Source organism: Streptomyces sp. NBC_00647, assembly GCF_045207245.1.
Taxonomy (GTDB): Bacteria; Actinomycetota; Actinomycetes; order Streptomycetales; family Streptomycetaceae; genus Streptomyces.
The window spans coordinates 1,140,763-1,163,920 of the sequence record NZ_CP109040.1 but is presented as its reverse complement, the minus strand read 5'-3'; the positions used below and the strand labels follow the sequence as shown (position 1 = coordinate 1,163,920).

The window sequence follows — 23,158 nt, the reverse complement described above, 5'->3', positions numbered from 1 at the left end:
CCAGTGTTCAAGAGGTGCGCACATCGCAGGCAAGTGATTCTCCGTCAACTCCCTTGACACTCTCGCTCAACCGCCACAACACTCCTCGACGGGAGAGCGCTCTCCCAGTTTCCTCGGCACATGTGATGGACCGTCACGCGGGCGGCCCCGGAAGGCACTCTGCTCACGCCGTTCCCGGGCCCGCCCGACCCCCACCGTCCCCATCGACGTGGCAGGAGGTCTCCATGGCACGGAGATCGAAGATCGTCTCAGGAATCCTGATGTCCAGCGCGCTGGTCCTCACCACGCTCGGCCTGACCGGCGTGGCGATGAGCGCCGACCCGGCGCCCGGTGCGACAGCCTCCGCGGCCGGGTCGACGACCGTCCACACCGGTCATGTGATGGCCGCCTCGACGCTCGCCTCGCCGGAGGACCCGGACGGCGACGGGTACATCCCGGCGAACCCACCGGTGACCGGGGTCGTCCCCTCCAAGGCGGAGCCGGCCCATCGGTACTTCCACGAGTTCCAGGCGAACTGTTCGGTGTCCCACACCCGGCCGGACGACCCGATCGTCTACCCCGGTCAGCCGGGCAAGTCGCACGACCACACCTTCCTGGGCAACACCACCACGAACGCGGCCAGCACCACCGCCTCGCTCGACTCCGGCGGGACCACCTGCAAGGCCCCCGGTGACAGGTCGGCCTACTGGATGCCGACCCTGCTCAACGGCAACACGCCCGTGCTGCCGGTGGGCCCCCAGGTCATCTACTACAAGGCAGGCGTCACCGACTACACCAGCGTGCGCCCCTTCCCGAAGGGGCTGCGCTTCGTCGTTGGCAGTCCCCTGCAGTCGGCGGCCGACTTCCGCAACCACCGCGGCTTCGTGGAGGGCTGGGAATGCGGCGACAGCTTCTTCAACGTCGACTTCCCGCAGCAGTGCCCGAACAGGGCCGACGTCCAGCTCAACATCCGCTTCCAGGCGCCCAGCTGCTGGGACGGGAAGTACCTGGACACCCCCAACCACCAGAGTCACATGGCCTATCCGGTGGTCAACCCCGGCACCAACAACAACATCTGCCCGGACGACCACCCGGTCGCGCTGCCGATGATCGAGTTCAAGATGGCCTTCCCGGTCAACGGCGACATGTCCCAGGTCAGGCTGGCGAGCGGCGCCGGCCACTCCTTCCACTACGACTTCTTCAACGCGTGGGACGCGCCGACGCTCAAGGCGCTCGTCGACCACTGCGTCGTCGGCGGGCTCCAGTGCGACGCCCGCGGCTACGACCAGACACACCCCGAGGCGGGCGCGGCGCTCGACGCGAACTACCGGCTTCCCTGAGCCGCCACCTCCCGCCGGCCGGTACATGGCCCCGGCCGGCGGGACCCCCGGACCACCCGGACCGCACCCTCTGATCATCCCCCCTCACCCGCACACCGGACGGACACTCATGACCGGATCCCGTACCACCCGGCGCCGTATCGCGGCGCCCGTCACCGCGGGCCTGCTCGCCGCGGGAGCCCTCGTCGCCCTGCCCTCCCAGCCCGCGCGGGCCGCCGGCGGCGTCGTCAAGGTCACCGGCTCGCAGGGCAACTGGCAACTGACCGTCGACGGAAGCCCGTACCAGATCAAGGGCCTCACCTGGGGCCCGGCCGTCGCCGACGCCGGGCGCTACATGCCCGACCTCAAGTCGATGGGCGTCAACACCATCCGCACCTGGGGCACCGACGCCTCCAGCAAACCCCTCTTCGACGCGGCGGCGGCCCAGGGCATCAAGGTGATCGCCGGCTTCTGGCTCCAGCCCGGCGGCGGCCCCGGCAGCGGCGGCTGCGTGAACTACCTGACGGACACCGCCTACAAGAACCAGATGCTCGCCGAGTTCCCCAAGTGGGCCGACACCTACAAGGACAACCCCGGTGTCCTGATGTGGAACGTGGGCAACGAATCCGTGCTCGGACTCCAGAACTGTTACAGCGGTGCCGAGTTGGAGCGCCAGCGTGACGCCTACACCACCCTCGTCAACGACATCACCAAGAAGATCCACGCCGTCGACCCCAACCACCCCGTCACCTCCACCGACGCGTGGACCGGCGCCTGGCCCTACTACAAGAAGAACGCGCCCGACCTGGACCTGTACGCCGTGAACGCCTACAACGCAGTCTGTGACGTGAAGTCGGCCTGGGAGCAAGGCGGTTACACCAAGCCCTACATCGTCACGGAGACCGGACCGGCGGGCGAGTGGGAGGTCCCGGACGACGCCAACGGCGTCCCCGCGGAACCCACCGACCGCGCGAAGGCCGACGGATACACCCGGGCGTGGAACTGCGTCACCGGGCACAGGGGCGTGGCACTCGGCGCCACGATGTTCCACTACGGGACCGAGTACGACTTCGGCGGCATCTGGTTCAACCTGCTGCCCGCGGGCGACAAGCGGCTCTCGTACTACGCCGTGAAGAAGGCGTACGGCGCCGACACCACTCGTGACAACACCCCGCCGGTCATCTCCGACCTCACCGTGGAGGGAGACGCGGGCAAGGTGCCCGCCGGGCGCGATCTCACGCTCTCGGTGAAGGCCACGGACCCGAACGGCGATCCGATCACGTACGAGGTGCTGGACAACAGCATGTACATCGACCAGGGCAAGCAGCTGAACCCGCTGCCCTTCACCGACCTCGGCGGGGGCCGGCTGAGGGTGACGGCACCGGACCGGCCCGGTGTCTGGAAGATCTACGTGAAGGCCAAGGACGGCAAGGGCAACGTCGGTGTCGAGACCCGCTCCGTGCGGGTGGTGCCGCCCACGCCGGCCGGCACGAACGTCGCCCTCGGCAGACCGGCCACCGCTTCCTCGTCCCAGGCGGGCGGCGGCGACTGCCCCTGCACCGCGGCGGGCGCCGTCGACGGCAACCTCACCACCCGCTGGGCCAGCGACTGGAGCGACCCCCAGTGGCTCCGGGTCGACCTCGGCACCCGCACCGCGTTCCGGCATGTGCAACTGGTCTGGGAGACCTCGTACGCCAGGGCCTACACCGTCCAGACCTCGGACGACGGCCAGAACTGGACCACCGTCCGCACGGTCACCGACGGCAACGGCGGCGTCGACGACCTCGATGTCACCGGGACCGGCCGCTACATACGGGTGAACGGCACCGCGCGAGGAACCGGATGGGGTTACTCGCTCTACGAGTTCGGCGTCTACAACTGAGTCGAACACCGACAGGGAGAGCGCTCTCCCGGGAAGGAGGCCGCACTTGACGGAGACGACGGACGACGAGGCGGAACGCGAACGGCTCCTCGGCAAACTGACCCTCCCCGAGAAGGTCCGGCTGCTGACGGGTGCGACCACGTGGCGCACCCGGGCCGAACCGGCCCTGGGACTGCGGGAGATGGTCCTGTCGGACGGTCCCGCCGGAGTGCGCGGGCAGTCCTGGGACGAGCGTGATCGCTCGCTGCTGCTCCCCTCGGCCTCCGCGCTGGGCGCACTGTGGGACGAGGAACTGGTGGAGCGTCTCGGCGGGCTGCTGGCCGCCGAGGCGCGCCGCAAGGGCGTCGACGTGGTTCTCGCGCCCACCCTCAACCTCCATCGCACGCCGCTGGGAGGGCGGCACTTCGAGTGCTTCTCCGAGGACCCCGAGCTGACCGGCCGCACCGGCGCCGCGCTCGTCCGGGGCATCCAGGCGCACGGTGTGGCCGCCACCGCCAAGCACTACGTGGCCAACGACTCCGAGACCGACCGTCTGACCGTCGACGTGCGGGTGTCGGAACGGGTGCTGCGGGAGGTGTACCTGGCACCCTTCGAGGCGGCCGTCCAGGCCGGCGTCCGGGTCGTCATGGCCGGATACAACGGCGTCAACGGCACCACGATGACCGCCAGTCCGCTGCTCACCGACCCCCTCAAACGGGACTGGGGCTTCGACGGCGTGGTGGTCTCCGACTGGGGCGCGGTGCGCGCCGGCGACCCGGCCGCGCGCGCCGGCCTCGACCTCGCGATGCCGGGACCGGAGAGTGCCTGGGGCGAGGCGCTGGTGCGGGCCGTGGAGGCGGGACGTGTTCCGCGGTCGGCCGTCGACGACAAGGTGCGGCGGCTGCTCGCGCTCGCGGACGCGTGCGGCGCCCTCGGGGGACCACCGTCCGGGCCGGAGGCGCCGTCGCCGTCCGGGCCGGGACTGCCGTCGGCGTCGGAGCGATCGTCGCCGCGCGAGCCGGTGGGGTCCGCGCCGGGGGCTTCGTCCTCGCCTGAGCGGGAGCCGGAGCCTTTACCGTCCTGGCCGCGCGAGGCGGTGCCTGGGTCCGGGCCGGTGACGCTGTTGTCACGCGAGCCGGAGTCGCCGTCCGGGCCGGAGGCGCCGTCGCCGTCCGGGCCGGGACTGCCGTCGGCGTCGGAGCGATCGTCGCCGCGCGAGCCGGTGCCAGGGTCCGCGCCGCAGACGCCGTCACCTCCTGAGCCGGAGCAGGCGTCCGCGCCGGAGCCCCCGAAGGCTGCCGTTCCCGCCGCAGGGCGATCCAGCGCGCTCGCCCTGCTGCGCAGCACCGTCGCGGCGAGTGCCGTCCTGCTGCACAACCGCGGCGTTCTCCCGCTCGATCCCGACCGGTTGCGCACCCTCGCCGTGATCGGCGCGCACGCGGCCCTGCCGCGCACCCAGGGCGGCGGCAGCGCGGGCGTCTTCCCCGGGCGGGTCGTCACACCGCTGGACGGCATCAGGGCCGCGCTCGGCGACGGCGTGCGCCTCGTGCACGCATCCGGCCCCTCGAACGACGCCCCTCCATCTCCCTTGGCACCGGACCTGTGCACCGATCCGGTGACGGGCGACCCCGGCGTCAGGCTGCGCCTCCTCGACGCGGCCGGTCGCGAACTGCATTCCGAACACCGCATCGGAGGACGCCAGTTGGAGCCTCCATCCGTACCCGGTGCGCACACCGTCGAGATCGACGCCCTCCTGCTTCCGGGAATCTCCGGCTCGTGGACCCTCGGAATCGGCGGGTTCGGCCGCATGAGCATCGCCGTCGACGAACACAGCGTCCTGGCGGGGGAGTTCGGCAAGGAGGCCGACGATCCCGCGGTCGTCCACGTGAACCCGCCCGTCCACTGCGTTCCGGTGCCTCTCACGGCCGGACGCGCGGTGCGTGTCGTGGCGCGCCGCGAACTCGCCCCGGGGACCGGCCGGGCCACGGTGGTGACCGCGGCCCCGCCGCGCCCCGACGCCGCGGTGGCCCTGGCCGACGCGGCGCGGGCGGCCCGCGAGGCCGACGCGGCGATCGTGGTCGTCGGCACCACCGAGCACGGCGAGTCGGAAGGCTACGACCGAACGGATCTCGGCCTCGGCGGCCATCAGGACGCGCTGGTCCGGGCGGTGGCCGAAGCCAACGCGCGCACGGTCGTCGTCGTCAACAGCGGCGGACCGGTGGAACTGCCCTGGCGGGAGACGGCCGGTGCCGTGCTGCTGACCTGGTTCCCCGGCCAGGAGGGCGGCGCGGGCCTCGCCGACGTGCTGTTCGGCCGCGCCGAACCCGGCGGCCGGCTGCCCACGACCTGGGCGGCGGCCCTCGCCGACGCCCCGGTCACCCGCACCGGCCCCACGGCCGGACACCTCGACTACGGCGAGGGCCTGCACATCGGCTACCGCGCCTGGGCACGCCACCACCGCGAACCGGCCTACTGGTTCGGCCATGGTCTCGGCTACACGACATGGGCGTACGAGGGGATGAGCGTCCCCGACGACATCGTGGCCGGAGAGCCGTTCACCGTGCGGGTCGAGGTGCGCAACACGGGCCCGCGCCCCGGACGCGAGGTCGTCCAGGTCTATCTCGCCGGGCCCCCCGGCGAGCTGGAGCGACCGGAACGCTGGCTCGCGGGGTACACGGCGGTGAGTGCCGTAGCGGGCGAGCGGACCACGGCGGTGGTGCGGATACCGGCCCGCGCGCTGCGCCATTGGGCTCAGGACGAGCACGCGTGGCGCACACAGCCCGGCCCCTACCGGGTCCTCGCGGGCCGTTCCGCGGGCGCTCTCCCGCTGACGGCCACCGCGCTGGTCCGAGCCCCTGACTGAGCGTCGGGTGGCCGGGGAGAGCGCTCTATCCCGAGGCGGCGCCGTGCGGTTAGGGTGCGGCCATGAGCAGACAGGCTCCCAGGCTGGAGGATGTCGCGCGGGAGGCCGGAGTCTCCCGCGCGACCGTGTCCCGGGTCATCAACGGTGTCCGCAACGTCGACCCCGGGATTCAGGAAGTGGTGCGCCAGGCCATCGAGCGGACCGGATACGCGCCCAACCGGGCCGCCAGATCGCTGGTGACCCGCCGCAGCCAGACGGTGGCGCTGATCGTCTCCGGCGCGGGCGACACTCCGGGGGAGGAACAGAACGCCTTCGCCGCGCGCGTGTTCGCGGACCCGTTCTTCGGACGGGTCGTCAGCGGCGTGGTGGGGTACCTGCGCCCCCGCTCGATGCATCCGCTTCTGATGTTCGCCGAATCCGCGGAGACCAGGAGCCAGGTCCTCGCCGACCTCCGGCAGGGCAGCGCGGACGGCGCGCTCGTCGTCTCCACCCACGCCGACGACCCGCTGCCCGCGCTGCTCGCCGACGCGGGACTGCCCGCCGTCCTCTTCGCCCGGCCCTCCCGTCCCGTGCGGCTCAGCTATGTCGATCTCGCCCACCGTGACGGGGCGCGGCTGGCGGCCGAGCACCTGCTGAACCGGGGCTGCCGGAAGATCGTCACCGTCACCGGGCCCCTGGGCGTGGCCGCGAGCCAGGACCGGCTCGCCGGGTTCCGCGACACGATGGCCCGCAGGGGACATCCGTACGTGCCGGTCGCCGAGGGCGGCTTCACGCTGGACAGCGGCATGGCGGCCATGTCCGGACTGCTGTCCGAACACCCCGACGTGGACGGGGTGTTCGCCGCCAACGACCTGATGGCCCAAGGCGTGTGCCAGGTGCTGAGGGAGCGGGGCAGAAGCGTGCCGGACGACGTGGCGGTCGTCGGCTTCGACGACTCCAGCGTGGCCGTGACCTGCCGCCCACCGCTGACCACGGTGCGGCAGCCGGTCGAGGAGATGGCCGCGGCCATGGCCGGTCTCCTCGACGAGCACATCCAGGGTGTGCGCACCGAACCCACGTCGCTGATCTTCGACCCGGAACTCGTGGTCCGCGCGTCGGCGTAGGCGCTGTGCCGCGAGGCCGGTCGGCGAGTTCTCCGGCGCCGGTGACGGACACTGGACCGGTCAGGATGGACGAGCCACGGCCGGGCAGGCGGGCCGGCGACGGAAGGCAGGCGCATGACCCACCCGATCACCGTGGGCGTGGACGGATCACCCGAGAGCAGGGCGGCGTTGGCCTGGGCGGGCCGCGAAGCCGTCCGTCGAGGCGTCTCCCTGCGGGTGGTGTACGCCTGGCACTGGCCCCCGCACGACATGGTCGGCGGTGGCGACCGGGAGGAGCAGGCACTCGGGGCACGCGAGATGGCCGAGGACGCCGCCCGCTCGGTCGCGGACCGGCACGGCGGTCTGCCGGTGACGGCCGACGTGCTCGACGGCGACGCGGTGGAGTCCCTGCTGGCCGTCGCGGCCGAGACCGGGACCCTGGTCCTCGGATCGCGCGGATACGGCGCGTTCGTCGGCTTCCTGCTCGGCTCGGTCGGGCAGCGGGTGATCTCGGAGGCGCCCTGCCCGGTCGTGCTGGTGCGTGCGGAGGACCGGCCCGAGGCGGAGGCGGGAGGCCGGGAGATCGTCGTGGGCCAGCAGGGCGGTCCGGAGGACGGTGAGGCCGGTCTCAGGTTCGCGTTCGAGACCGCGGCTGCCCGTGGCGCGACGGTGCGGGCCGTACGGGCCTGGAGCCTGCCGCCGGTGTTCGCCTACAGCCCCGGCTCGCTGAAGCTGCTGGACGAGGCCGGCGGCCTGGAGCCGTATGAGAAGAAGGCGCTGGCCGAGGCGCTCCAGCCGTGGCGGGAACGCTTTCCCGGGGTGCCCGTCGTCGAGCACGTCGAGATGGGCAGCGCGGGTCAGGTGCTGCTGTCGCTCTCCGGCCAGGCCCAGCTGATGGTCGTCGGGCGCCGGGCCGAGCGCTCCGCGGTCGGTGTGCGGATCGGTTCGGTGGCCCACGCGGTGATCCACCACGCGCCCTGCCCGGTGGCGGTGGTTCCGCACTCCTGAGGACCCGTCGGAACGCGGCCGGTGCGGCACCGGCCGCGTTCAAGTCCCGAAGACATGCCCGGTGTCGAGGCCGGTCCGGAGCAATCTTGACGTGAAGTATTGACGATGTCATGACACTCGGGTTGACTCCCCGCCCAGCGCCGGAACCGGTTCCGGTACCGGTTCCGGACACGCCGCGCGGAGCCGCGATCCCCTTGCGCCGGGAGGTAGTTGTGGCCGTGACCATTGCCGATGTGGCCCAGGCTGCCGGCGTCAGCAAGACGACCGTGTCGCGGGTGCTGAACACTCGCGGGGAGGTCGACGCGTCGACGGCCGCACGGGTTCGGCAGGTCATCGACCGTATGGGCTATGTACCCAGTTCGGGCGCCGTCGGCCTGGCCCGCGGCAGCAGCCGTACGGTGGGCATGCTGGTGCCCTCGCTGACCTGGCCGTGGATGGGCGAGGTGCTGCAGGGTGTGGTCGACACGGTGGAGGCCGCCGACTTCGGTCTGCTGCTGTTCACCTGCAACCGCGGTGCCGAGTCCGTCGCACGCTTCACCGGCCAGGTGTCGGCGCGTGCCTTCGACGGACTGCTCGTGGTGGAGCCGGAGAACACGCTGGACATGGTGACCGCGCTGCACCGCGAGGGCCTGCCCGCCGTTCTCGTCGACGACCGGGGACACCATCCGGAGTTCCCGTCCGTCACCGCCGCCAACACCGAGGGAGGAGCGGCGGCGGCCCGCCATCTGATCGCCGCGGGCCGGCGCCGGCCGCTGGTGATCACCGGACCCTCGCGGTTCGGCTGTGTACGCGACCGGCTCACCGGGTTCCGCGCCGCCTGCGCCGAACACGGTGTACCGCTCGACCTGGTCGTCGAGGGCGACTTCACCGAGGACGACGGGCGCGAGATCGTCCGCCGACTGCTCGCCCAGGGACGGGAGTTCGACGCCGTCTTCGCGCACAACGACCTCGCGGCGGTGGGTGTGCTCGCCGCCTTGCGCGACGCCGGGATCCGGGTCCCGGACGACATCGCGGTGATCGGCTTCGACGACATTCCGGTGGCCCGGCACACCGAGCCCTCCCTGACCACGATCCGCCAGCCCATGCGGGACATGGGGGAAACGGCCGCCCGCATGCTCCTGACCCGTCTCGCGGGCCAGGAGTACCCGACCGCCCCCGTGGTGCTTCCCACACGCCTGATCGCACGCCGCTCGACCCCGGCGCTCTAGCCGCACTCGCCCATCGCACATCGCCCATAGCCCGTCACGCGAGATGGGCACCCGGCACCCCGAGCACCTCGTACGTCCAGCGCGTCGCACGGCGAGCACGTCACATCGCCGGCGCCTCGCAACGCGAGCCCGTCGCACCGCCGGCACCTCGTTCCGAGAACCGTGCATGTCGAGCACCTCGCGCACCGGTGGGACCCGGCGCGCACCCCGCTCGCTCACGCACATCAGCACGGACCGGCACCCCCAACTCCCCTCAGGAGAGCCGCATGCCATCCCGCACCCGCCGCACGCTGATGACCGCCCTCGCCACCCTCTCCGCCGTGTCGCTGTTCTCGGCGGGCCCGGCGCTGGCCGGCCCCGCACCCGACTCCTCGGCCGCCGTGGCCGCCGACGCCGGCTGGGACACCGACCGTGCCGCGGCCGCCTACGCCGCGAACCCCGCCGCCGTGACCGCCTCGGGCAGCGAGAACGGCGGCACCACCCCGGGACTCGCCTTCGACGGCGACGCCACGACCCGCTGGTCGAGCCAGTTCGCGGACGACGCCTGGATCCGCGTCGACCTGGGCGCCGTCCTGCGCGTCGACCGTGTCTCCCTCGACTGGGAGGCCGCCTACGGCAAGCGCTATGTCCTGGAGGTCTCCAGGAACGGGACCGACTGGACGCCGTTCTTCACCGAGACCGCCGGCACCGGAGGCTCGGTCACCGCCCACACCTATCCGCAGGAGGTCACCGGCCGCTACGTCCGGCTGCGCGGGGTCGAACGGGCCACGCCGTACGGCTACTCGCTGTACTCCTTCAAGGTCTACGGCGGCGCACCCGCTCCCGTGTCGACCACCCGTTCCAACCTCGCCCTCAACCACCCCGCCTACTCCAACCTGTATCAGCACGCGGGCAATTCACCCGCGTTCGCCACCGACGGCGGATGGCCCGCCGATCTGAGGGGCGACGCGACCCGCTGGTCCAGTGACTGGAACGCCGACCGCTGGATCTCCGTCGACCTGGGCGCTACCTCGGCCATCGACACCGTCGACCTGTACTGGGAGGCCGCCTACGCCGTCGACTACGAGCTCCAGGTCTCCGACGACAACAGAACCTGGCGCACCGTCTACCGTCCGTCCGCGGCCGAGGTCGCCGCACGCCGAGCCGACGTCAAGGCCCCGGGAGACGCGGAGGGCCGCCACGACACGGTCACGCTGCCCCAGCCCACGACGGGCCGCTATGTGCGGATGCTCGGCAAGGAACGCCGCTCCTTCTACAACCCGGCGCCCGCGACGGCCCAATTCGGCTATTCCCTGTACGAGTTCCAGGTCTGGGGCACGGGAGGCAGCGCCGCCGCCGCGTACCCCGCACTGCCCGGGGAGCAGACAGGGACCTATCAGACCGCGTTCTTCGACGACTTCACGGGCGCGAGTCTCGACCGCTCCAAGTGGCGTGTCGTCAGGACGGGTTCGGAGATGGGGCCGGTCAACGGAGAATCCCAGGCGTACGTCGACTCCACCGACAACATCAGCACCCAGAACGGAAACCTCGTCCTGAAGGCCAAGTACTGCAAGGGCTGCACCCATCCGGGCGGCGGTACCTACGACTTCACCTCGGGACGCGTCGACACCAACACCAGGTTCGACTTCACCTACGGCCGGGTCAGCGCCCGGATGAAGCTGCCGGTCGGGGACGGCTTCTGGCCCGCCCTCTGGCTGCTCGGCAGCAACGTGGACGATCCCTCGGTCTCCTGGCCGGCGTCCGGCGAGACGGACATCATGGAGAACATCGGCTACGCGGACTGGACCAGCACGGCCCTGCACGGCCCGGGCTACTCGGCCGACGGCAACATCGGTGCCCGCCAGACCTATCCCGCCGGGGGCCGCGCCGACCAGTGGCACACGTACGCCGTGGAATGGACCCCGACGACCATGCGCTTCTCCGTCGACGACACCCTGGTCCAGGAGACGACCCGCAACAAGATGGAGTCCACCCGGGGCCAGTGGGTCTTCGACCACAACCAGTACGTCATCCTCAACCTCGCCCTCGGGGGTGCCTATCCGGCGGGCTGGAACAAGGTCACGACGCCGTACTGGGGGCTGCCCCAGTCCAGCGTCGACCGGGTGGCGGCCGGGGGAGTCCAGGCCGAGATCGACTGGGTGCGCGTCGAGCAGAAGAGGTGAGGCGGCCCCGGGCCGTGCCGGACGCTAGGTGTTGTCGGCCCGGGACATCCGCAGGGCGAGATCCTGGAGAAGATCGGCCGTCTTGACGTCGCTGCGACCCGAGTCGTGGAGATCGGCGAGTTCGGAGAAGAGGAACGCGAAGGCGCCCACCAGCGAGATCGTGGCGGGCAGATAGGCGTCCGCGACCGCCTGCCCGGCCTCCGCCGGGCCGGCGTCGCCGGGCACCTCGACGCGCGGGAACACCTCGGTGACGAGCGCGCCCAGGTTGTTCTCGGCCGACTCGACCCCGTCCTCCTCGTCCTGGGCGATCCTGCGCACCATGGCGTTGGTCTCGGTGAGCACGCCGATGGCGCGCAGGATGATCTCCGTCTGTTCCATGCTGTGAGCCTAAACGGGCGAAGGCCCGCTGTGACCGGGATCTTGGTCTCGGGATGGTAGACAGGGCACATGAACGACATCTCCCGCTCCCGCCGGGCCGGCGTGCGATGACCGCAGGCATCGACACCCCCGACCGCCGGGGCCGTACCGGACTCGACCGCGTGGGCCGTGACCTGACCGGCAACCCCCGGGTCAAGATCCGCGACGTACAGCTCCTCTCGTGTCACTGGTACGTGGAACGCACCACCACCTTCGACCTCCAGCTCGCCGACGGAACCTGGAACACCCAGGAGCGCGAGACCCACGACCGCGGCAACGGAGCGACCCTCCTGCTGTACGACGCCGACCGCGAAACCGTGCTGCTGACCAGGCAGTTCCGCTATCCCGCGTATGTCAACGGACATCCGGACGGCATGCTGACCGAGACACCGGGCGGCCTCCTCGACGAGGAGGACGAGCACCCCGAGGTCGCCGTGCGACGGGAGGTCATCGAGGAGACCGGGCACACCGTCGGCGCGGTCGAGCACGTCTTCGACGTCTATATGAGTCCGGGCTCGGTCACCGAGCGGGTGAGCTTCTACGCCGCCTCCTACGGCTCGTCGACCCGCACCCACGAGGGAGGCGGTCTGGACGAGGAGGGCGAGGACATCGAGATCGTCGAACTGCCCTTCCGGGACGCCCTGTCGATGATCCGCACCGGGGAGATCGCCGACGCCAAGACCATCATGCTGTTGCAGTGGGCCGCCTTGGAGGGCCCCTTCAAGAAGACTTGACCTGAAGAGCACTTCAAGTTCCAGACTCCTGTTCAGGCCCGGGGACTTCGGGCCCGAACGGGAGGGAACACCCATGCGGTACCGCACGATCGGCACGGACCCGAGGACCCGTCGTGAGGTGAGCGTGCTCGCGCTCGGCGCGATGCTGTTCGGTTCACTGACCGACGAGAAGACCTCCTTCGCCGTCCTCGACCGCTATGTCGAGGCCGGAGGCACCTTCATCGACACGTCCGACAACTACGCCTTCTGGACCGACGGCGGCCAGGGCGGCCAGAGCGAGGAACTGCTCGGACGCTGGCGGCGCAGCCGGGGCATCGGCGACGAGATCGTCCTCGCGACCAAACTGGGAGCACGCCCGCTGGCCCCCGGGACCGGCTACGAGGACAACCCCGAAGGCCTGTCCGCCAAGGTGATCCGTGAAGCGGCCGAGCGGAGCCGGGAACGCCTCGGCGTGGAGAGGATCGATCTGTTGTACGCGCACATCGAGGACCGCACCGTCGCGCCGGGCGAGACCGTGGAGGCGTTCGCCGAACTCGTCGAGGAAGGCAGTGTCGGACTGCTCGGCGTGAGCAACCACGCCGTCTGGCGCGTGGAGCGGGCCCGTGCTCTCGCCGCCGCGGCCGGTCTGCCCGGCTACGAGGTCCTCCAGTACCACCACAGTCTTCTGCGCCCCCGCTCCGACATACCGAGCGGGCTCTTCCCCGAGGGTGGTCTCGGAGCGGCGACCGGGGAACTCGTCAGCTATCTGGGCGCCGAGCCCGGTCTGACCCTGGTCGCCTACTCGCCGCTGCTGGGCGGCGGGTACGGACGGCCGGACAAGCCGCTGCCGTCCGACTACGACCACCCGGGGAACGCCCGCCGGCTCGCCGTGCTCCGGGAGGTGGCGAAGGAGGCGGGGGCGACCATGAACCAGGTCGTGCTGGCCTGGCAGATCGGCGGCGAGCTGCCCGTCATTCCGCTGGCCGGTGCCTCCTCGGTGGCCCAGCTCGAGGAGAACCTGGCCGCGGTGGACCTGGAACTGACCCCGGACCAGCGCGCCCGCTTGGACGCGGCCCACTGACACCCCTGTGAGGCGGGACGGCCGCGAGCGGTCCGAGCAGTACCCCCTAGTGGTTCTCACCGTCGATGGGTGTCCAGCGGGTGGTGAGCAGCAGGGCGATGTCGTCGGGGCGTTCGTTGGCCTGCCGGGCCTCCGCGGTGAGCAGATCGGCGGCGCGGGACAAGGACGGGCCGCCCGGCCGCAGGCGCTGCGGGGGGCCCGCCCGGGCCAGGGTCGCGCGGAGGGCCTCGACCCCCTCGTCGATGTCCGTGCCGGGCCGCTCGACCAGACCGTCCGTGTACAGGGCCAGCACGGCGTCGGGCTCCAGCATCAGATCCGTCACGGGATAGTCGGCATGCGGATCCACGCCGAGCACCACGCCGCCGGGCAGGTCCAGCACCTCGGTGCGGCCGTCGGGATGGCGCAGCAGCGGCTGCGGATGCCCGGCCCGCGCGGCCCGGGCGACACCCGTGAGCGGGTTGACCCGGACATAGCAGCAACTCGCGAACTGGCCCGGGTCGAGGTCGATGAGCAGCCGGTTGGTGCCGCTCATCACCTCGTCCGGAGGATGGTCTCCGAGCGCGAACGCCCGGACGGCGCTGCGCAGTTGACCCATGGTGGCCGCGGCCTGGACACCGTGGCCCTGTACGTCGCCGATGACGAGGGCGAGTCCGTCGCCGGCCTCGACGACGTCGTACCAGTCGCCGCCCACGTCCATGCCGACGGTGCCGGGCAGATACCGGCCGGCGGTCTGTACCAGGGGATGCGCCGACAGCCGGTGCGGCAGCAGAGCCTCCTGGAGCCCGCGGGCGAGGGCCGCCTCGCTGTCGTAGCGCCGCGCCCGCTCCAGGGACTGCGCGATCAGACCGGCGAGCGCGGTGAGGACCGTGCGCTCCTCGGTGCTGAAGGTGCGGGGCCGGTCGAAGCCGAGGATGCAGGAGCCGACCGGGCGCCCGGAGGCGATCAGCGGCAGGAAGGCCCGGGCGCCGACCGTGGCGTCCAGGGCGATGCCCGGATAGGCGGCGGCCAGCTGTGCCATCGACTCGAAGAAGAGCGGCCGGCCGCTGGTGAGCGCCTCGACCCCGGGCAGTTTGGCGTCCAGGCCCACGCCGTCGAAGGGGGCGAGGAATCCCTGAGGGAAGCCGGTCTCCCAGGCCAGGTAGAGCCGCCGGTCCTGGAGCAGATAGATGGCGAGGCGGCGGCTGCCGAACGCGGGCAGCAGCTCGCGCATCACGACCTCGGACACCTGCCGTGCGGTGACGGCCTCGGTCAGCGCGATCGCGAGGACGATCGGCCGGTACAGCGGCGCCGTGGTCGGGACCCCGGTGTCGGGCTCTTCGAGGTCGGCCCCGAGGGCTCGCGCCGCCTCCGCCTCGAAGGGGGTGTTCCCGGTGGCCTCCGCGGCTCGCCCCAGCGGCATGATCTTGCAGGTCACACCGCCCGGGCCGGGATAGACGGAGAAGCTCAGCCAGGTTCCCGCCGGGCGTCCCGGAACGGTCTCGGTGCCGTTGCCCAGCGGGCTCCGGGCGCGGAAGTGCACCGGGTCGGGCGTCAGCAGCGCGCCCCGCAGGTGATCCTCGTACGCGGGGCCGTCCATCCACGGCACCACGTCCCACAGGAGCCGCCCCATCAGTTCGCCGCGCGGGCGGCCGAGCAGTTCGGCGGCGCGTGGATTGGCGTAGGTGATGAGCCCGAGCCGGTCGAGGGCGAAGACGCCCTCCGGGAGCTGGTCGGCCGCCCCGTCCGCCGCGGGCCCCGGCCCCGGGTCGACGAGTGCGCCGCTGACCCGGTACGGCGGGACGTCCCCGCCACCCGAGGTCCACAGCTCGAGGAGCCGCAGGCCGCCGCCGCTCGTGCGGACCGGCAGCGGATGGGGCGGCGGCCGGCCGGCCGCGGTCTCGCGCAGGGCGGCCAGCAGGAGCCGGGGTTCGTCGTGGGCCACCGCGTCGGCGAGTGCCTCGGGCGTTCCCGCGAAGTCGTCCCGGGGGATCCCGAGCAGTGCCCACAAGGCGTCGTCCGCGATCATGGTGTTGTCGGCCGGATCCCAGGTGAAGCCGCCGACGCACCGGGTGGACGGGCCGTCGGCCGGTGGCCGTGTGCCCAGCGGTTCCCCGTCCCACAGGACCGTGGACCCGAGCTTGTCCAGCGTCGCCAGTCGCGCTCCGAGCTCCGCCGCCACCGCTGTCATCCGGTCGCGGTCCGGCAGGACCTCGGTTTCGTCCGAGGCCGGTGGGCGCAGCACGGTGAGTACGCCGTACGGGGTCGAGTCGCCCACGACCGGCACGTAGAGCGAACCGAACTGGAACGGCAGCCCCGCCGCGAGCTGCGGATAGCGGCGCATCGTCTCCGCCGGATCGGCGAGCAGCACCTCCACACCGAGCCGGTGGGCGTCCGCGACCGGAAACGGCCGGTCCATGTGCATGCGCCACCAGGGGCGGAAGAGGGGCCCCGGCAGTCCCGCGAGCACGGCGAGACGCAGCAGCCCGGGCGTGGTGGAGCGCAGGTAGACGCCTCCCGCGAAGCCGCGGGCGGCCCGGATCGCGTCCGTCACCGCGTCACTGAGCAGGGCGGCCAGGCTGTCCAGCGCCTGGCCGTCACGCTCGGCGCTCCGTGTCATCGATCTGCCCTCGTCCGCCCGCCACCAGGGGGGTAACACAGCAAGAATGCGCCTCTCAGGTCCCTGACCGCACCTCGACGTCGTCCGCGGCACAGGACGTGAGGCCATTCTTCCCGGCCGCGCCCGGATGTGCCCAGCGCGAACATACCGGGTCGGGGGAGGTTCGGGAGCTGTCCGTGAGCTGTCCGTGAGCGAGTGATTCAGGAAGCCGTTCCGCCGGCGAGCGTCTCCGCGGCGACGGCCGCCACGGCCTCGGCCATCGCGCCGAGCGCGGGGGAGTCGAGCTTCCACTGCTGCCAGAAGAGCGGAACGTCGACGCCCCGGCCCGGCAGGAGATGGACCAGCCTCCCGGAGCGCAGCAGCGGTCCGGCCTGGACCTCGGGCACCATGCCCCAGCCCATTCCGGCCACGACGGCATCGACGAACCCCTCGGACGTGGGGACGAAGTGGCGCAGCGCGCTCGCTCCGGGACCGCCGGCGAGCGCGCGGACGAAATCGTCCTGGAAGTCGTCGTTCCGGTCGAAGGCCACCACCGGGGCGGAGCCGATCACGTCGCGCAGAGGCGTGCCGGTCGTGGTGCCGAGCCACCGTTCGGCGCAGCCGGGGCTCGCGACCGGCAGGTAGCGCATCCGCCCGAGGGCACGGACGGAACAGCCGGCCACGGGGTCGGGCGACGACGTCACCGCCGCCATCACCGCTCCCTCGCGCAGCAGGGCGGCCGTGTGGTCCTCGTCCTCGCGGCGCAGTTCGAAGCAGAGCCGAAGCTCCTCGGGCACGCGGGTGAGCGCGGGCAGGAACCAGGTCGCCAGCGAGTCGGCGTTCACCGCGATCGACAGCCTCGTGGGCTCCCCGGATCCGGACATGCCGAGCTCGGCGTGCGCGTCGCGCTCCAGCCGGGCGAGCCGACGCGCGAAACGCACCACGATCTCGCCGGACTCGGTCGGCCGCACCGGCTTCGTCCGCATCAGCAGGACCCGGCCGGTGCGCTGTTCGAGTGACTTCACCCGCTGGCTCACCGCCGACGGCGTCACATGGAGCGCCGCGGCCGCCGCGTCGAAGGTGCCCTCGTCGACCACGGCCAGCAGGGTGCGCACCAGATCGAGCGGGAGTTCCGTCATCACGAACGCTAACGATACGTAAGAATCTTTAGCTGTACTCCCGACGATCCGCTTTCTAGCGTCGACGGCATGACAGACGCCCTCACCACCGCGGTCGCCGGATTCGGCACCGGCCTCTCCCTCATCGTCGCCATCGGCGCCCAGAACGCCTTCGTCCTGCGCCAGGGCATCCGCAGGGACGCGGTCCTCGCCGTGGTGGGCATCTGCGCCCTGTCCGACGCGGTGCTCATCGCGCTGGGCGTCGGCGGGGTCGGCGCGGTGGTGGTTGCCTGGCCCGCCGCGCTCACCGCGGTCGGGCTGATCGGCGGCTGCTTCCTCGTCGGGTACGGGGTCCTCGCCGCCCGGCGGGTGCTGAGGCCCTCGGCCTTGCACGCGGCGACCGTGTCGACGGGCTCCTGGCGCCGTGCCGTCCTCACCTGCCTGGCCCTGACGTGGCTCAACCCGCACGTCTACCTGGACACCGTGTTCCTGCTCGGCTCGCTCGCGGCCGACCGCGGATCGCTGCGCTGGACGTTCGGGCTGGGCGCGGCGCTCGCCAGCCTGTGCTGGTTCGCGGCCCTCGGGTTCGGTGCCCGTCTGCTCGGCCGTTTCCTGGCCCGCCCCGCGTCCTGGCGTGTGCTGGACGGCCTGGTCGCGACGACGATGATCGCGATGGGCGCCGCGCTGATCGCGGGCGCCTGAGCAGGCGTACACCGTCGTACGGCTGATCCGCGAGCACGGGACGCCGGCCCCGCGACCACGCGCCGCCCGATGCCCCGCGGGTCAATCCGGTCCCCGGGGGACACACGCCGCTCACGCTCGGTCATAGTGATCCCTGAATCGAAAGATGTATCGAGCAACCAGGACGAGCGTGGACACGAGCGACAGCAGTACGGACAGCGGCGCCGCGGAGCGGGACGGGAGCGCCGGACCCGACAGCACCGGCCGCTCCGGATGGCGTCGCTGGGCCATGGACACCCGGCCGCTGCGCCGCCCCGCCTACCGGCGGCTGTGGTCGTCGACCGCCGTCACGGCCGTGGGCAGCCAGCTCACCGCGGTCGCCGTGCCCAAGCAGATCTACGACATCACCGGCTCCTCGGCCTGGGTCGGCTACGCGAGTCTCGCCGGGCTGCTGCCCCTGGTGGTCTTCGCCCTGTGGGGCGGCGCGATCGCCGACAGCGTGGACCGCCGCAAGCTGCTGCTCGTCACCAATATCGGCATAGCCGTCACCTCGCTGCTCTTCTGGGTCCAGGCCGTCACCGAACGGGATTCGGTGCCCGTCCTGATGGTCCTGCTCGCCCTGCAGCAGGCGTTCTTCGGACTCAACTCCCCGGCCCGCAGCGCGTCCATCGCCCGGCTCGTCCCGGCGGACGAGCTGCCCGCGGCCAACGCGCTCGGCGCCACCGTCATGCAGACCGGCTCGGTGGCCGGGCCGATGCTCGCCGGCGCGCTCATCCCGCTCATCGGGCTGCCCGAGCTGTATCTGATCGACGCCCTGGCGCTGACCGTCACCGTGTGGGCTGTCCTGCGGCTCCCCGCGCTGCCACCCCTCAAGGGCTCGGCCTCCCGGCGGGCGGGCCTGCGTGAAGTGGTGGCCGGTTTCCGCTACATCGCCCTGCACAAGGTCCTGTTGCTGTCCTTCCTCGCCGACATCATCGCCATGGTCTTCGGTATGCCGCGCGCCCTGTTCCCGCAGCTCGCGGCCGAGACGTACTCCTCGGTCCGCGAGGGACCGGCGCTCGGACTGCTGTTCGCGGCGATCCCCGTCGGCGCGGTCGTCGGCGGACTCATGTCGGGCACGTTCTCCCGCGTCCGCCGGCACGGACTGATGGTCATCGTCGCCGTCGCGGCCTGGGGCGCGGCCATCACCGGCTTCGGACTCAGCCGCAGCCTGTGGGTGGCCGTGGCGTTCCTGGCCCTGGCGGGAGTCGCCGACATGGTCTCCATGGTCTTCCGCGGCGCCATCCTGCTGTCCGCCGCCACCGACGAGATGCGCGGGCGTCTCCAGGGCGTGTTCACGGTGGTCGTCGTGGGCGGCCCGCGCGTCGCCGACGTCCTGCACGGCACGGCCGGATCGGCCTTCGGCGCACCCGCCGCGGTAGCCGGCGGCGGCCTGCTGGTGATCGTGGCGGTGCTGGGGCTCGCCCTGGCCACACCGGCCCTGAGGCGTTACACAATCTGAATAGTGATCTGAATACGGAATGGACCTTGGTGGTTCTAGAGTGACCGCCATGGGGGACACGCGACCTACCTCGGAATTCCACGCGCAGAACATCAGCGCGGACAGTACGGCCCGGCTGGTGGGCGCCCTGGATGCGCAGGACGTCAACGACGGCGTACAGCGGCTGCGTTCCTGGGCGCACGCCGCCCTGGGTGTGCGGCCCGGAGAGCGGGCGCTCGACATCGGCGCGGGCACCGGCTCGCAGACCCGGCGCCTCTCGGCCGCCGTGGGTGCCCGGGGCAGGGTGCTCGGCATCGAACCGAACCCCGGCCTGCGGACGGTGGCCGAGCAGCGCGCGATCGAGGAGCGCAGTGCGGCCCGCTTCGCGGACGGCGACGCCCTCGCCCTGCCGCTGCCCGACGCCACGGTCGACGTGGTCTGGTGCGAGCGCGTCCTCCAGCACCTGGTCGAACCGGAGAAGGCCGTCTTCGAGATAGCGCGCGTGCTGCGCCCCGGCGGGCGGGTCGCCCTGCTGGACACCGACTGGGCGACCACGATCCTGCACCCCGGCGACCCCGAGACGGTCGCCGCGCTCACCTCCGGCGCGCTCTCCGCGGCCGCCGACCCGTACTCCGGACGCAAACTGGTGGGGCGGCTGACGGGCGCCGGGCTGGTCATCGACGACCGTGGATCGCAGGCCCTCCTCCAGGAGCACACCTCGGTCGCCTGGCCGCTCATCCGCATGCTGGGCGATTCGGCGCTGAAGCGTGGACTCATCGGCGAGGCCCAGCGCGACCGCCTCTACGAGGACCTCACGGAGGCGGCGCGGCAGGGCGGTCTGCACATGTCCGTGACGATGTTCGGGGCCGTGGCGCACCGTCCGGAATGATCCGGAATACAATGGGATGGCCGTCGCTGACGGGCTAGTACGCAAATTTCCCCTGGTATTGGGGGTACGCGAACACCATGAACATCGCGAGCCATGACCTGATCGCAGCAAGTTCGACGTTGAACGCGGGCGCCGCCTTCATCGGCGGCCTCGTCATCGCCGGCGCGCTCGTCTGGGCCGTCCGGATGGGCATCAGGGTGCGGCGCCTGGAGTCGCCCCCGCCCACTCCCGAGGAGCAGCCCAGACTGCCCGAGGGCGGGGCGGTGCACGAGGAACGGGAGATGCGGGAACCCGACGAGGTCCCGCACGCCGCGAACGAGAGCGAGCGGCTGATGCCCTACAACATGCATTCGGCGGGAACCAAACACGCCGACGACCAGCATCGCAAGCGCTGGCAACCGGGATCCAGCGGGTCTTTCGGCAGCGGCGGCCCCGGCAGGACCTGACCGGGACGCGAAGGAGCCGGCCGCTCGCGCGCGGCCGGCTCCTTCGTGTCGCGACCGGGAAGCCGGACTTGGGGCCCCGACCGGGAAGCCGGACCTCGCAAGGGGCGGGCTCCTTCGCGTCGCGCCTGTGTGCGGCGGGGAGGCCCGAGCCTCGCAGTTGCTCCGGCAGCCGGACCCTTCATCCGTCCCACGGGTCACGGCAGATCGGCCGCCGAGTCCTCGGGCGCGAGGTCGGGACGCAGCCGCAGCCATGACGGCTGGCGCAGCAGTCCCGCCCGGGTACGGGTGCTGTAGCGGACCTCGCCCACCAGCCGGGGCAGCACCCAGCGTGCCTCGGCCGCTCGCGGGAGGCTGTCGAAGGGGCAGCGGCCGGTCTCGGCGGCCCGCAGGAGCCGGGCCAGTTCGACGCGCTCGGCCTCGCTCCAGCCCGTGCCCACGCTCCCGACATATCGCAGCCTCCCCGCGTCCCGCTGACCCACGAGCACGGCGCCGGGCAGTCCCGACAGGCGCCCCCTCCCGGGGACCCAGCCGCCGACGAGGACGTCCGCGGTCCTCATGTTGCGGATCTTCACCCAGGACCGTGAGCGCACGCCGGGCTCGTAGACCGAGTCCAGCCGCTTGCAGACCAGCCCTTCCAGACCGTTCTCCCGCGTCGCCCGCAGGGCCTGCTCGCCGTGCCCCACGAGAGCCGCGGGCGTCGACCAGAACGGCCCGTCGAGGGCGAGGCTCTCCAACGTCTGCCGCCGTCGTGCGTACCTCTGGCCCGTGAGATCGTCCCGCAGACGCATCACGTCGAACAGGACGAGATGAGCGGGCGCCTGATCCGCGCGCCGCGCGGCCTTGCCCGGCGACCGGGCGAGGCCCATCCGGGACTGCAACAGCTGGAAGTCGCCCCGGCCCTGGTCGTCCAGGACCAGCACCTCGCCGTCCAGGATCGCGGCGGTCGAACCGAGAACGCCGCCCAGGGCGCGGAGTTCCGGATAGGCGGCGGTGATGTCCTCCCCGGAACGGGCCCGCAGCAGAACGCTGCCGTCCCCGGGCAGATAGACCACGGCACGCTGGCCGTCCTGCTTCGTCTCGTACGCCCAGCGCGGGTCCTGTCCGGCGGGCGGCAGGGTTCCTGGGGTCGCGAGCATGGGGGCGATCAGCGGCAGGTCCACAGCTGTTCTGTCGACACACCGCCGATCACGCACGCTCCGCCGCCGCCCGTTTCGCCCGAACGGCCGCGCGGGGACGGCGCCGTCGGCCCTCTTCCGGCCTCCTAGCTGCACAGCGCCTGGGCGATCAGGGTCTGAAGGCGCAGTCCGCGGTGGGCGTCGAGTTCGCCGGAGCGCCCCGACCGAACGGCCGTGGCGAACTCGCGGCGCAGCACGGGCCAGGACTCCTCGTGGTCGAGCGCTCCGCCGTCGAAGACCAGCTCGGGATGCCGGCCGAACAGCTCGATGCGGGTGATGCCGCGCTCGACGTCGACCGACCCGGACACGGAGGCCTGGCTCACGGCGCCGCTGTCGTGCTCGCAGGTGAGTTCGACCCAGCGCCGCGGGTCGCCGGCCCCGCGCACCCGGACGATCGGCCCCAGCGCCGCGTCCAGGAGATCGAGAACGTGGGGCCCGAGGTCCAGCAGAGCCCCGTGCTCGAGACGCCAGGGGGTCGCGAAGTCGCCGCCCAGGAAGGCGCCGCTGAGACAGCAGGACCGCGCGCCCGAGACGTCCAGCGCCCGGGCCTCGGCGAGGAACTTCCGGGTGGCCGGGTGATAGCGGTTCGTCAGCACGAGCTGGGAGACGACTCCCGAGGCGTCGATGGCGTCCACGAGCCGCCGCGCCGAGGGCAGATCGAGCGCGAGCGGCTTCTCCAGGAGCAGCGCCTTGCCCGCCTCGGCTGCCCGCGGGGCGAGTTCGGCCTGCACCGAGGGCGGAACCGAGAACGCGACCGCCTCGCAGTCGTCGAGCAGTTCCTCGAACGTCGCGGCGGCGACGGCGCCGTGCGGAGCCGCCGTCTCACGGGCGGCCTCGGGCCTGCGTGCCCACACCGACGTCAGCCGGGTCTCGGGGCCGGCGGCGAGCACCGGGGCGTGCACGGCCCGCGCCCAGGGCCCCGCGCCGACGAGCCCCACCCTCACGGGTGCGTCGGTCCAGGTGGGCGAGGTTGTGGTCACGGGCATCTCCTCAGCGGTGTACGGGGCCTGACGCACCGTCGCCCGGCGGCGCCGACGACGAGGCGGACGGCGGCAGCCCGGCGTCGGATCATCGGACGTGTGGACAGACTTCACCACGCCG

18 protein-coding genes are annotated in these 23,158 nt (G+C 72.1%); 13 read left to right on the top strand and 5 right to left on the bottom strand.

What is annotated here, in order from left to right:
• Window positions 1–224: 224 nt before the first annotated feature.
• From OG788_RS05135 to OG788_RS05105, 7 genes are all read left to right on the top strand, one after another.
• Complete coding sequence (locus OG788_RS05135; RefSeq protein WP_406369285.1) at window positions 225–1,319, top strand: DUF1996 domain-containing protein; 1,095 nt, start codon at window positions 225–227, stop codon at window positions 1,317–1,319.
• A gap of 109 nt (window positions 1,320–1,428) precedes the next feature.
• Entirely contained in the window at window positions 1,429–3,180 is a 1,752-nt protein-coding gene (locus OG788_RS05130) for a discoidin domain-containing protein (RefSeq protein WP_406369284.1), read from the top strand.
• 46 nt (window positions 3,181–3,226) lie between these two features.
• On the top strand, window positions 3,227–6,022 hold the full coding sequence (locus OG788_RS05125) for a glycoside hydrolase family 3 C-terminal domain-containing protein (protein WP_406369283.1): 2,796 nt from the start codon (window positions 3,227–3,229) through the stop codon (window positions 6,020–6,022).
• 62 nt (window positions 6,023–6,084) lie between these two features.
• The gene (locus OG788_RS05120) at window positions 6,085–7,125 is read left to right on the top strand and encodes a LacI family DNA-binding transcriptional regulator (RefSeq protein ID WP_351553960.1); all 1,041 of its coding nucleotides are present in this window, start codon (window positions 6,085–6,087) and stop codon (window positions 7,123–7,125) included.
• A 114-nt stretch (window positions 7,126–7,239) separates the two neighbouring features.
• A complete protein-coding gene (locus tag OG788_RS05115; RefSeq protein WP_406369282.1) occupies window positions 7,240–8,112 on the top strand; it encodes a universal stress protein in 873 nt (290 codons plus the stop codon).
• A 212-nt stretch (window positions 8,113–8,324) separates the two neighbouring features.
• The gene (locus OG788_RS05110; RefSeq protein ID WP_406369281.1) at window positions 8,325–9,320 is read left to right on the top strand and encodes a LacI family DNA-binding transcriptional regulator; all 996 of its coding nucleotides are present in this window, start codon (window positions 8,325–8,327) and stop codon (window positions 9,318–9,320) included.
• 266 nt (window positions 9,321–9,586) lie between these two features.
• Window positions 9,587–11,482 carry a discoidin domain-containing protein gene (locus OG788_RS05105; RefSeq protein WP_406369280.1) on the top strand — a complete coding sequence of 632 codons (1,896 nt, stop codon included), beginning with the start codon at window positions 9,587–9,589 and terminating at the stop codon, window positions 11,480–11,482.
• 24 nt (window positions 11,483–11,506) lie between these two features.
• On the opposite strand, the gene OG788_RS05100 is transcribed toward OG788_RS05105, so the two are convergent.
• A complete protein-coding gene (locus OG788_RS05100; protein ID WP_356470823.1) occupies window positions 11,507–11,860 on the bottom strand; it encodes a hypothetical protein in 354 nt (117 codons plus the stop codon).
• A 107-nt stretch (window positions 11,861–11,967) separates the two neighbouring features.
• On the opposite strand from OG788_RS05100, the gene OG788_RS05095 reads away from it, so the two are divergent.
• Window positions 11,968–12,633 (top strand): NUDIX domain-containing protein, encoded by a 666-nt coding sequence (locus tag OG788_RS05095; RefSeq protein ID WP_406369279.1) that lies wholly within the window; start codon window positions 11,968–11,970, stop codon window positions 12,631–12,633.
• A gap of 73 nt (window positions 12,634–12,706) precedes the next feature.
• A complete protein-coding gene (locus OG788_RS05090; RefSeq protein ID WP_406369278.1) occupies window positions 12,707–13,693 on the top strand; it encodes an aldo/keto reductase in 987 nt (328 codons plus the stop codon).
• Between the two features lie 46 nt (window positions 13,694–13,739).
• Here OG788_RS05090 and OG788_RS05085 read toward each other — a convergent pair whose 3' ends face one another.
• Together OG788_RS05085 and OG788_RS05080 are read right to left on the bottom strand one after the other, a co-directional pair.
• A complete protein-coding gene (locus OG788_RS05085; RefSeq protein WP_406369277.1) occupies window positions 13,740–16,289 on the bottom strand; it encodes a SpoIIE family protein phosphatase in 2,550 nt (849 codons plus the stop codon).
• A gap of 200 nt (window positions 16,290–16,489) precedes the next feature.
• Window positions 16,490–17,410: a LysR family transcriptional regulator ArgP gene (locus tag OG788_RS05080; RefSeq protein ID WP_406369276.1), complete on the bottom strand. Its 921-nt coding sequence runs from the start codon at window positions 17,408–17,410 to the stop codon at window positions 16,490–16,492.
• Between the two features lie 66 nt (window positions 17,411–17,476).
• Here OG788_RS05080 and OG788_RS05075 point away from each other — a divergent pair, with 66 nt between their 5' ends.
• The 4 genes from OG788_RS05075 to OG788_RS05060 all read left to right on the top strand — a co-directional run bounded on the left by OG788_RS05075 (window position 17,477) and on the right by OG788_RS05060 (window position 20,882).
• Complete coding sequence (locus OG788_RS05075; protein ID WP_406369275.1) at window positions 17,477–18,088, top strand: LysE/ArgO family amino acid transporter; 612 nt, start codon at window positions 17,477–17,479, stop codon at window positions 18,086–18,088.
• Between the two features lie 145 nt (window positions 18,089–18,233).
• Window positions 18,234–19,568: an MFS transporter gene (locus OG788_RS05070; RefSeq protein WP_406369274.1), complete on the top strand. Its 1,335-nt coding sequence runs from the start codon at window positions 18,234–18,236 to the stop codon at window positions 19,566–19,568.
• Window positions 19,569–19,617: 49 nt separating this feature from the next.
• Window positions 19,618–20,436 (top strand): methyltransferase domain-containing protein, encoded by an 819-nt coding sequence (locus OG788_RS05065; protein ID WP_351553996.1) that lies wholly within the window; start codon window positions 19,618–19,620, stop codon window positions 20,434–20,436.
• A 77-nt stretch (window positions 20,437–20,513) separates the two neighbouring features.
• A complete protein-coding gene (locus OG788_RS05060; RefSeq protein WP_351553999.1) occupies window positions 20,514–20,882 on the top strand; it encodes a DUF6479 family protein in 369 nt (122 codons plus the stop codon).
• A gap of 194 nt (window positions 20,883–21,076) precedes the next feature.
• Here OG788_RS05060 and OG788_RS05055 read toward each other — a convergent pair whose 3' ends face one another.
• On the bottom strand, window positions 21,077–22,018 hold the full coding sequence (locus OG788_RS05055) for an ATP-dependent DNA ligase (protein ID WP_406376671.1): 942 nt from the start codon (window positions 22,016–22,018) through the stop codon (window positions 21,077–21,079).
• A 125-nt stretch (window positions 22,019–22,143) separates the two neighbouring features.
• Window positions 22,144–23,043, bottom strand: coding sequence for a Gfo/Idh/MocA family protein (locus tag OG788_RS05050; RefSeq protein ID WP_406369273.1), 900 nt, complete (start codon window positions 23,041–23,043; stop codon window positions 22,144–22,146).
• Window positions 23,044–23,158: the final 115 nt, after the last annotated feature.

Excerpts from the sequence above, each read along its gene's own strand:
- OG788_RS05135 (WP_406369285.1), top strand. The coding sequence starts at position 225 with ATGGCACGGAGATCGAAGATCGTCTCAGGAATCCTGATGTCCAGCGCG.
- OG788_RS05130 (WP_406369284.1), top strand. The coding sequence starts at position 1,429 with ATGACCGGATCCCGTACCACCCGGCGCCGTATCGCGGCGCCCGTCACC.
- OG788_RS05120 (WP_351553960.1), top strand. The coding sequence starts at position 6,085 with ATGAGCAGACAGGCTCCCAGGCTGGAGGATGTCGCGCGGGAGGCCGGA.
- OG788_RS05115 (WP_406369282.1), top strand. The coding sequence starts at position 7,240 with ATGACCCACCCGATCACCGTGGGCGTGGACGGATCACCCGAGAGCAGG.
- OG788_RS05105 (WP_406369280.1), top strand. The coding sequence starts at position 9,587 with ATGCCATCCCGCACCCGCCGCACGCTGATGACCGCCCTCGCCACCCTC.
- OG788_RS05100 (WP_356470823.1), bottom strand. The coding sequence starts at position 11,860 with ATGGAACAGACGGAGATCATCCTGCGCGCCATCGGCGTGCTCACCGAG.
- OG788_RS05095 (WP_406369279.1), top strand. The coding sequence starts at position 11,968 with ATGACCGCAGGCATCGACACCCCCGACCGCCGGGGCCGTACCGGACTC.
- OG788_RS05090 (WP_406369278.1), top strand. The coding sequence starts at position 12,707 with ATGCGGTACCGCACGATCGGCACGGACCCGAGGACCCGTCGTGAGGTG.
- OG788_RS05085 (WP_406369277.1), bottom strand. The coding sequence starts at position 16,289 with ATGACACGGAGCGCCGAGCGTGACGGCCAGGCGCTGGACAGCCTGGCC.
- OG788_RS05075 (WP_406369275.1), top strand. The coding sequence starts at position 17,477 with ATGACAGACGCCCTCACCACCGCGGTCGCCGGATTCGGCACCGGCCTC.
- OG788_RS05070 (WP_406369274.1), top strand. The coding sequence starts at position 18,234 with ATGTATCGAGCAACCAGGACGAGCGTGGACACGAGCGACAGCAGTACG.
- OG788_RS05065 (WP_351553996.1), top strand. The coding sequence starts at position 19,618 with ATGGGGGACACGCGACCTACCTCGGAATTCCACGCGCAGAACATCAGC.
- OG788_RS05060 (WP_351553999.1), top strand. The coding sequence starts at position 20,514 with ATGAACATCGCGAGCCATGACCTGATCGCAGCAAGTTCGACGTTGAAC.
- OG788_RS05055 (WP_406376671.1), bottom strand. The coding sequence starts at position 22,018 with ATGCTCGCGACCCCAGGAACCCTGCCGCCCGCCGGACAGGACCCGCGC.
- OG788_RS05050 (WP_406369273.1), bottom strand. The coding sequence starts at position 23,043 with ATGCCCGTGACCACAACCTCGCCCACCTGGACCGACGCACCCGTGAGG.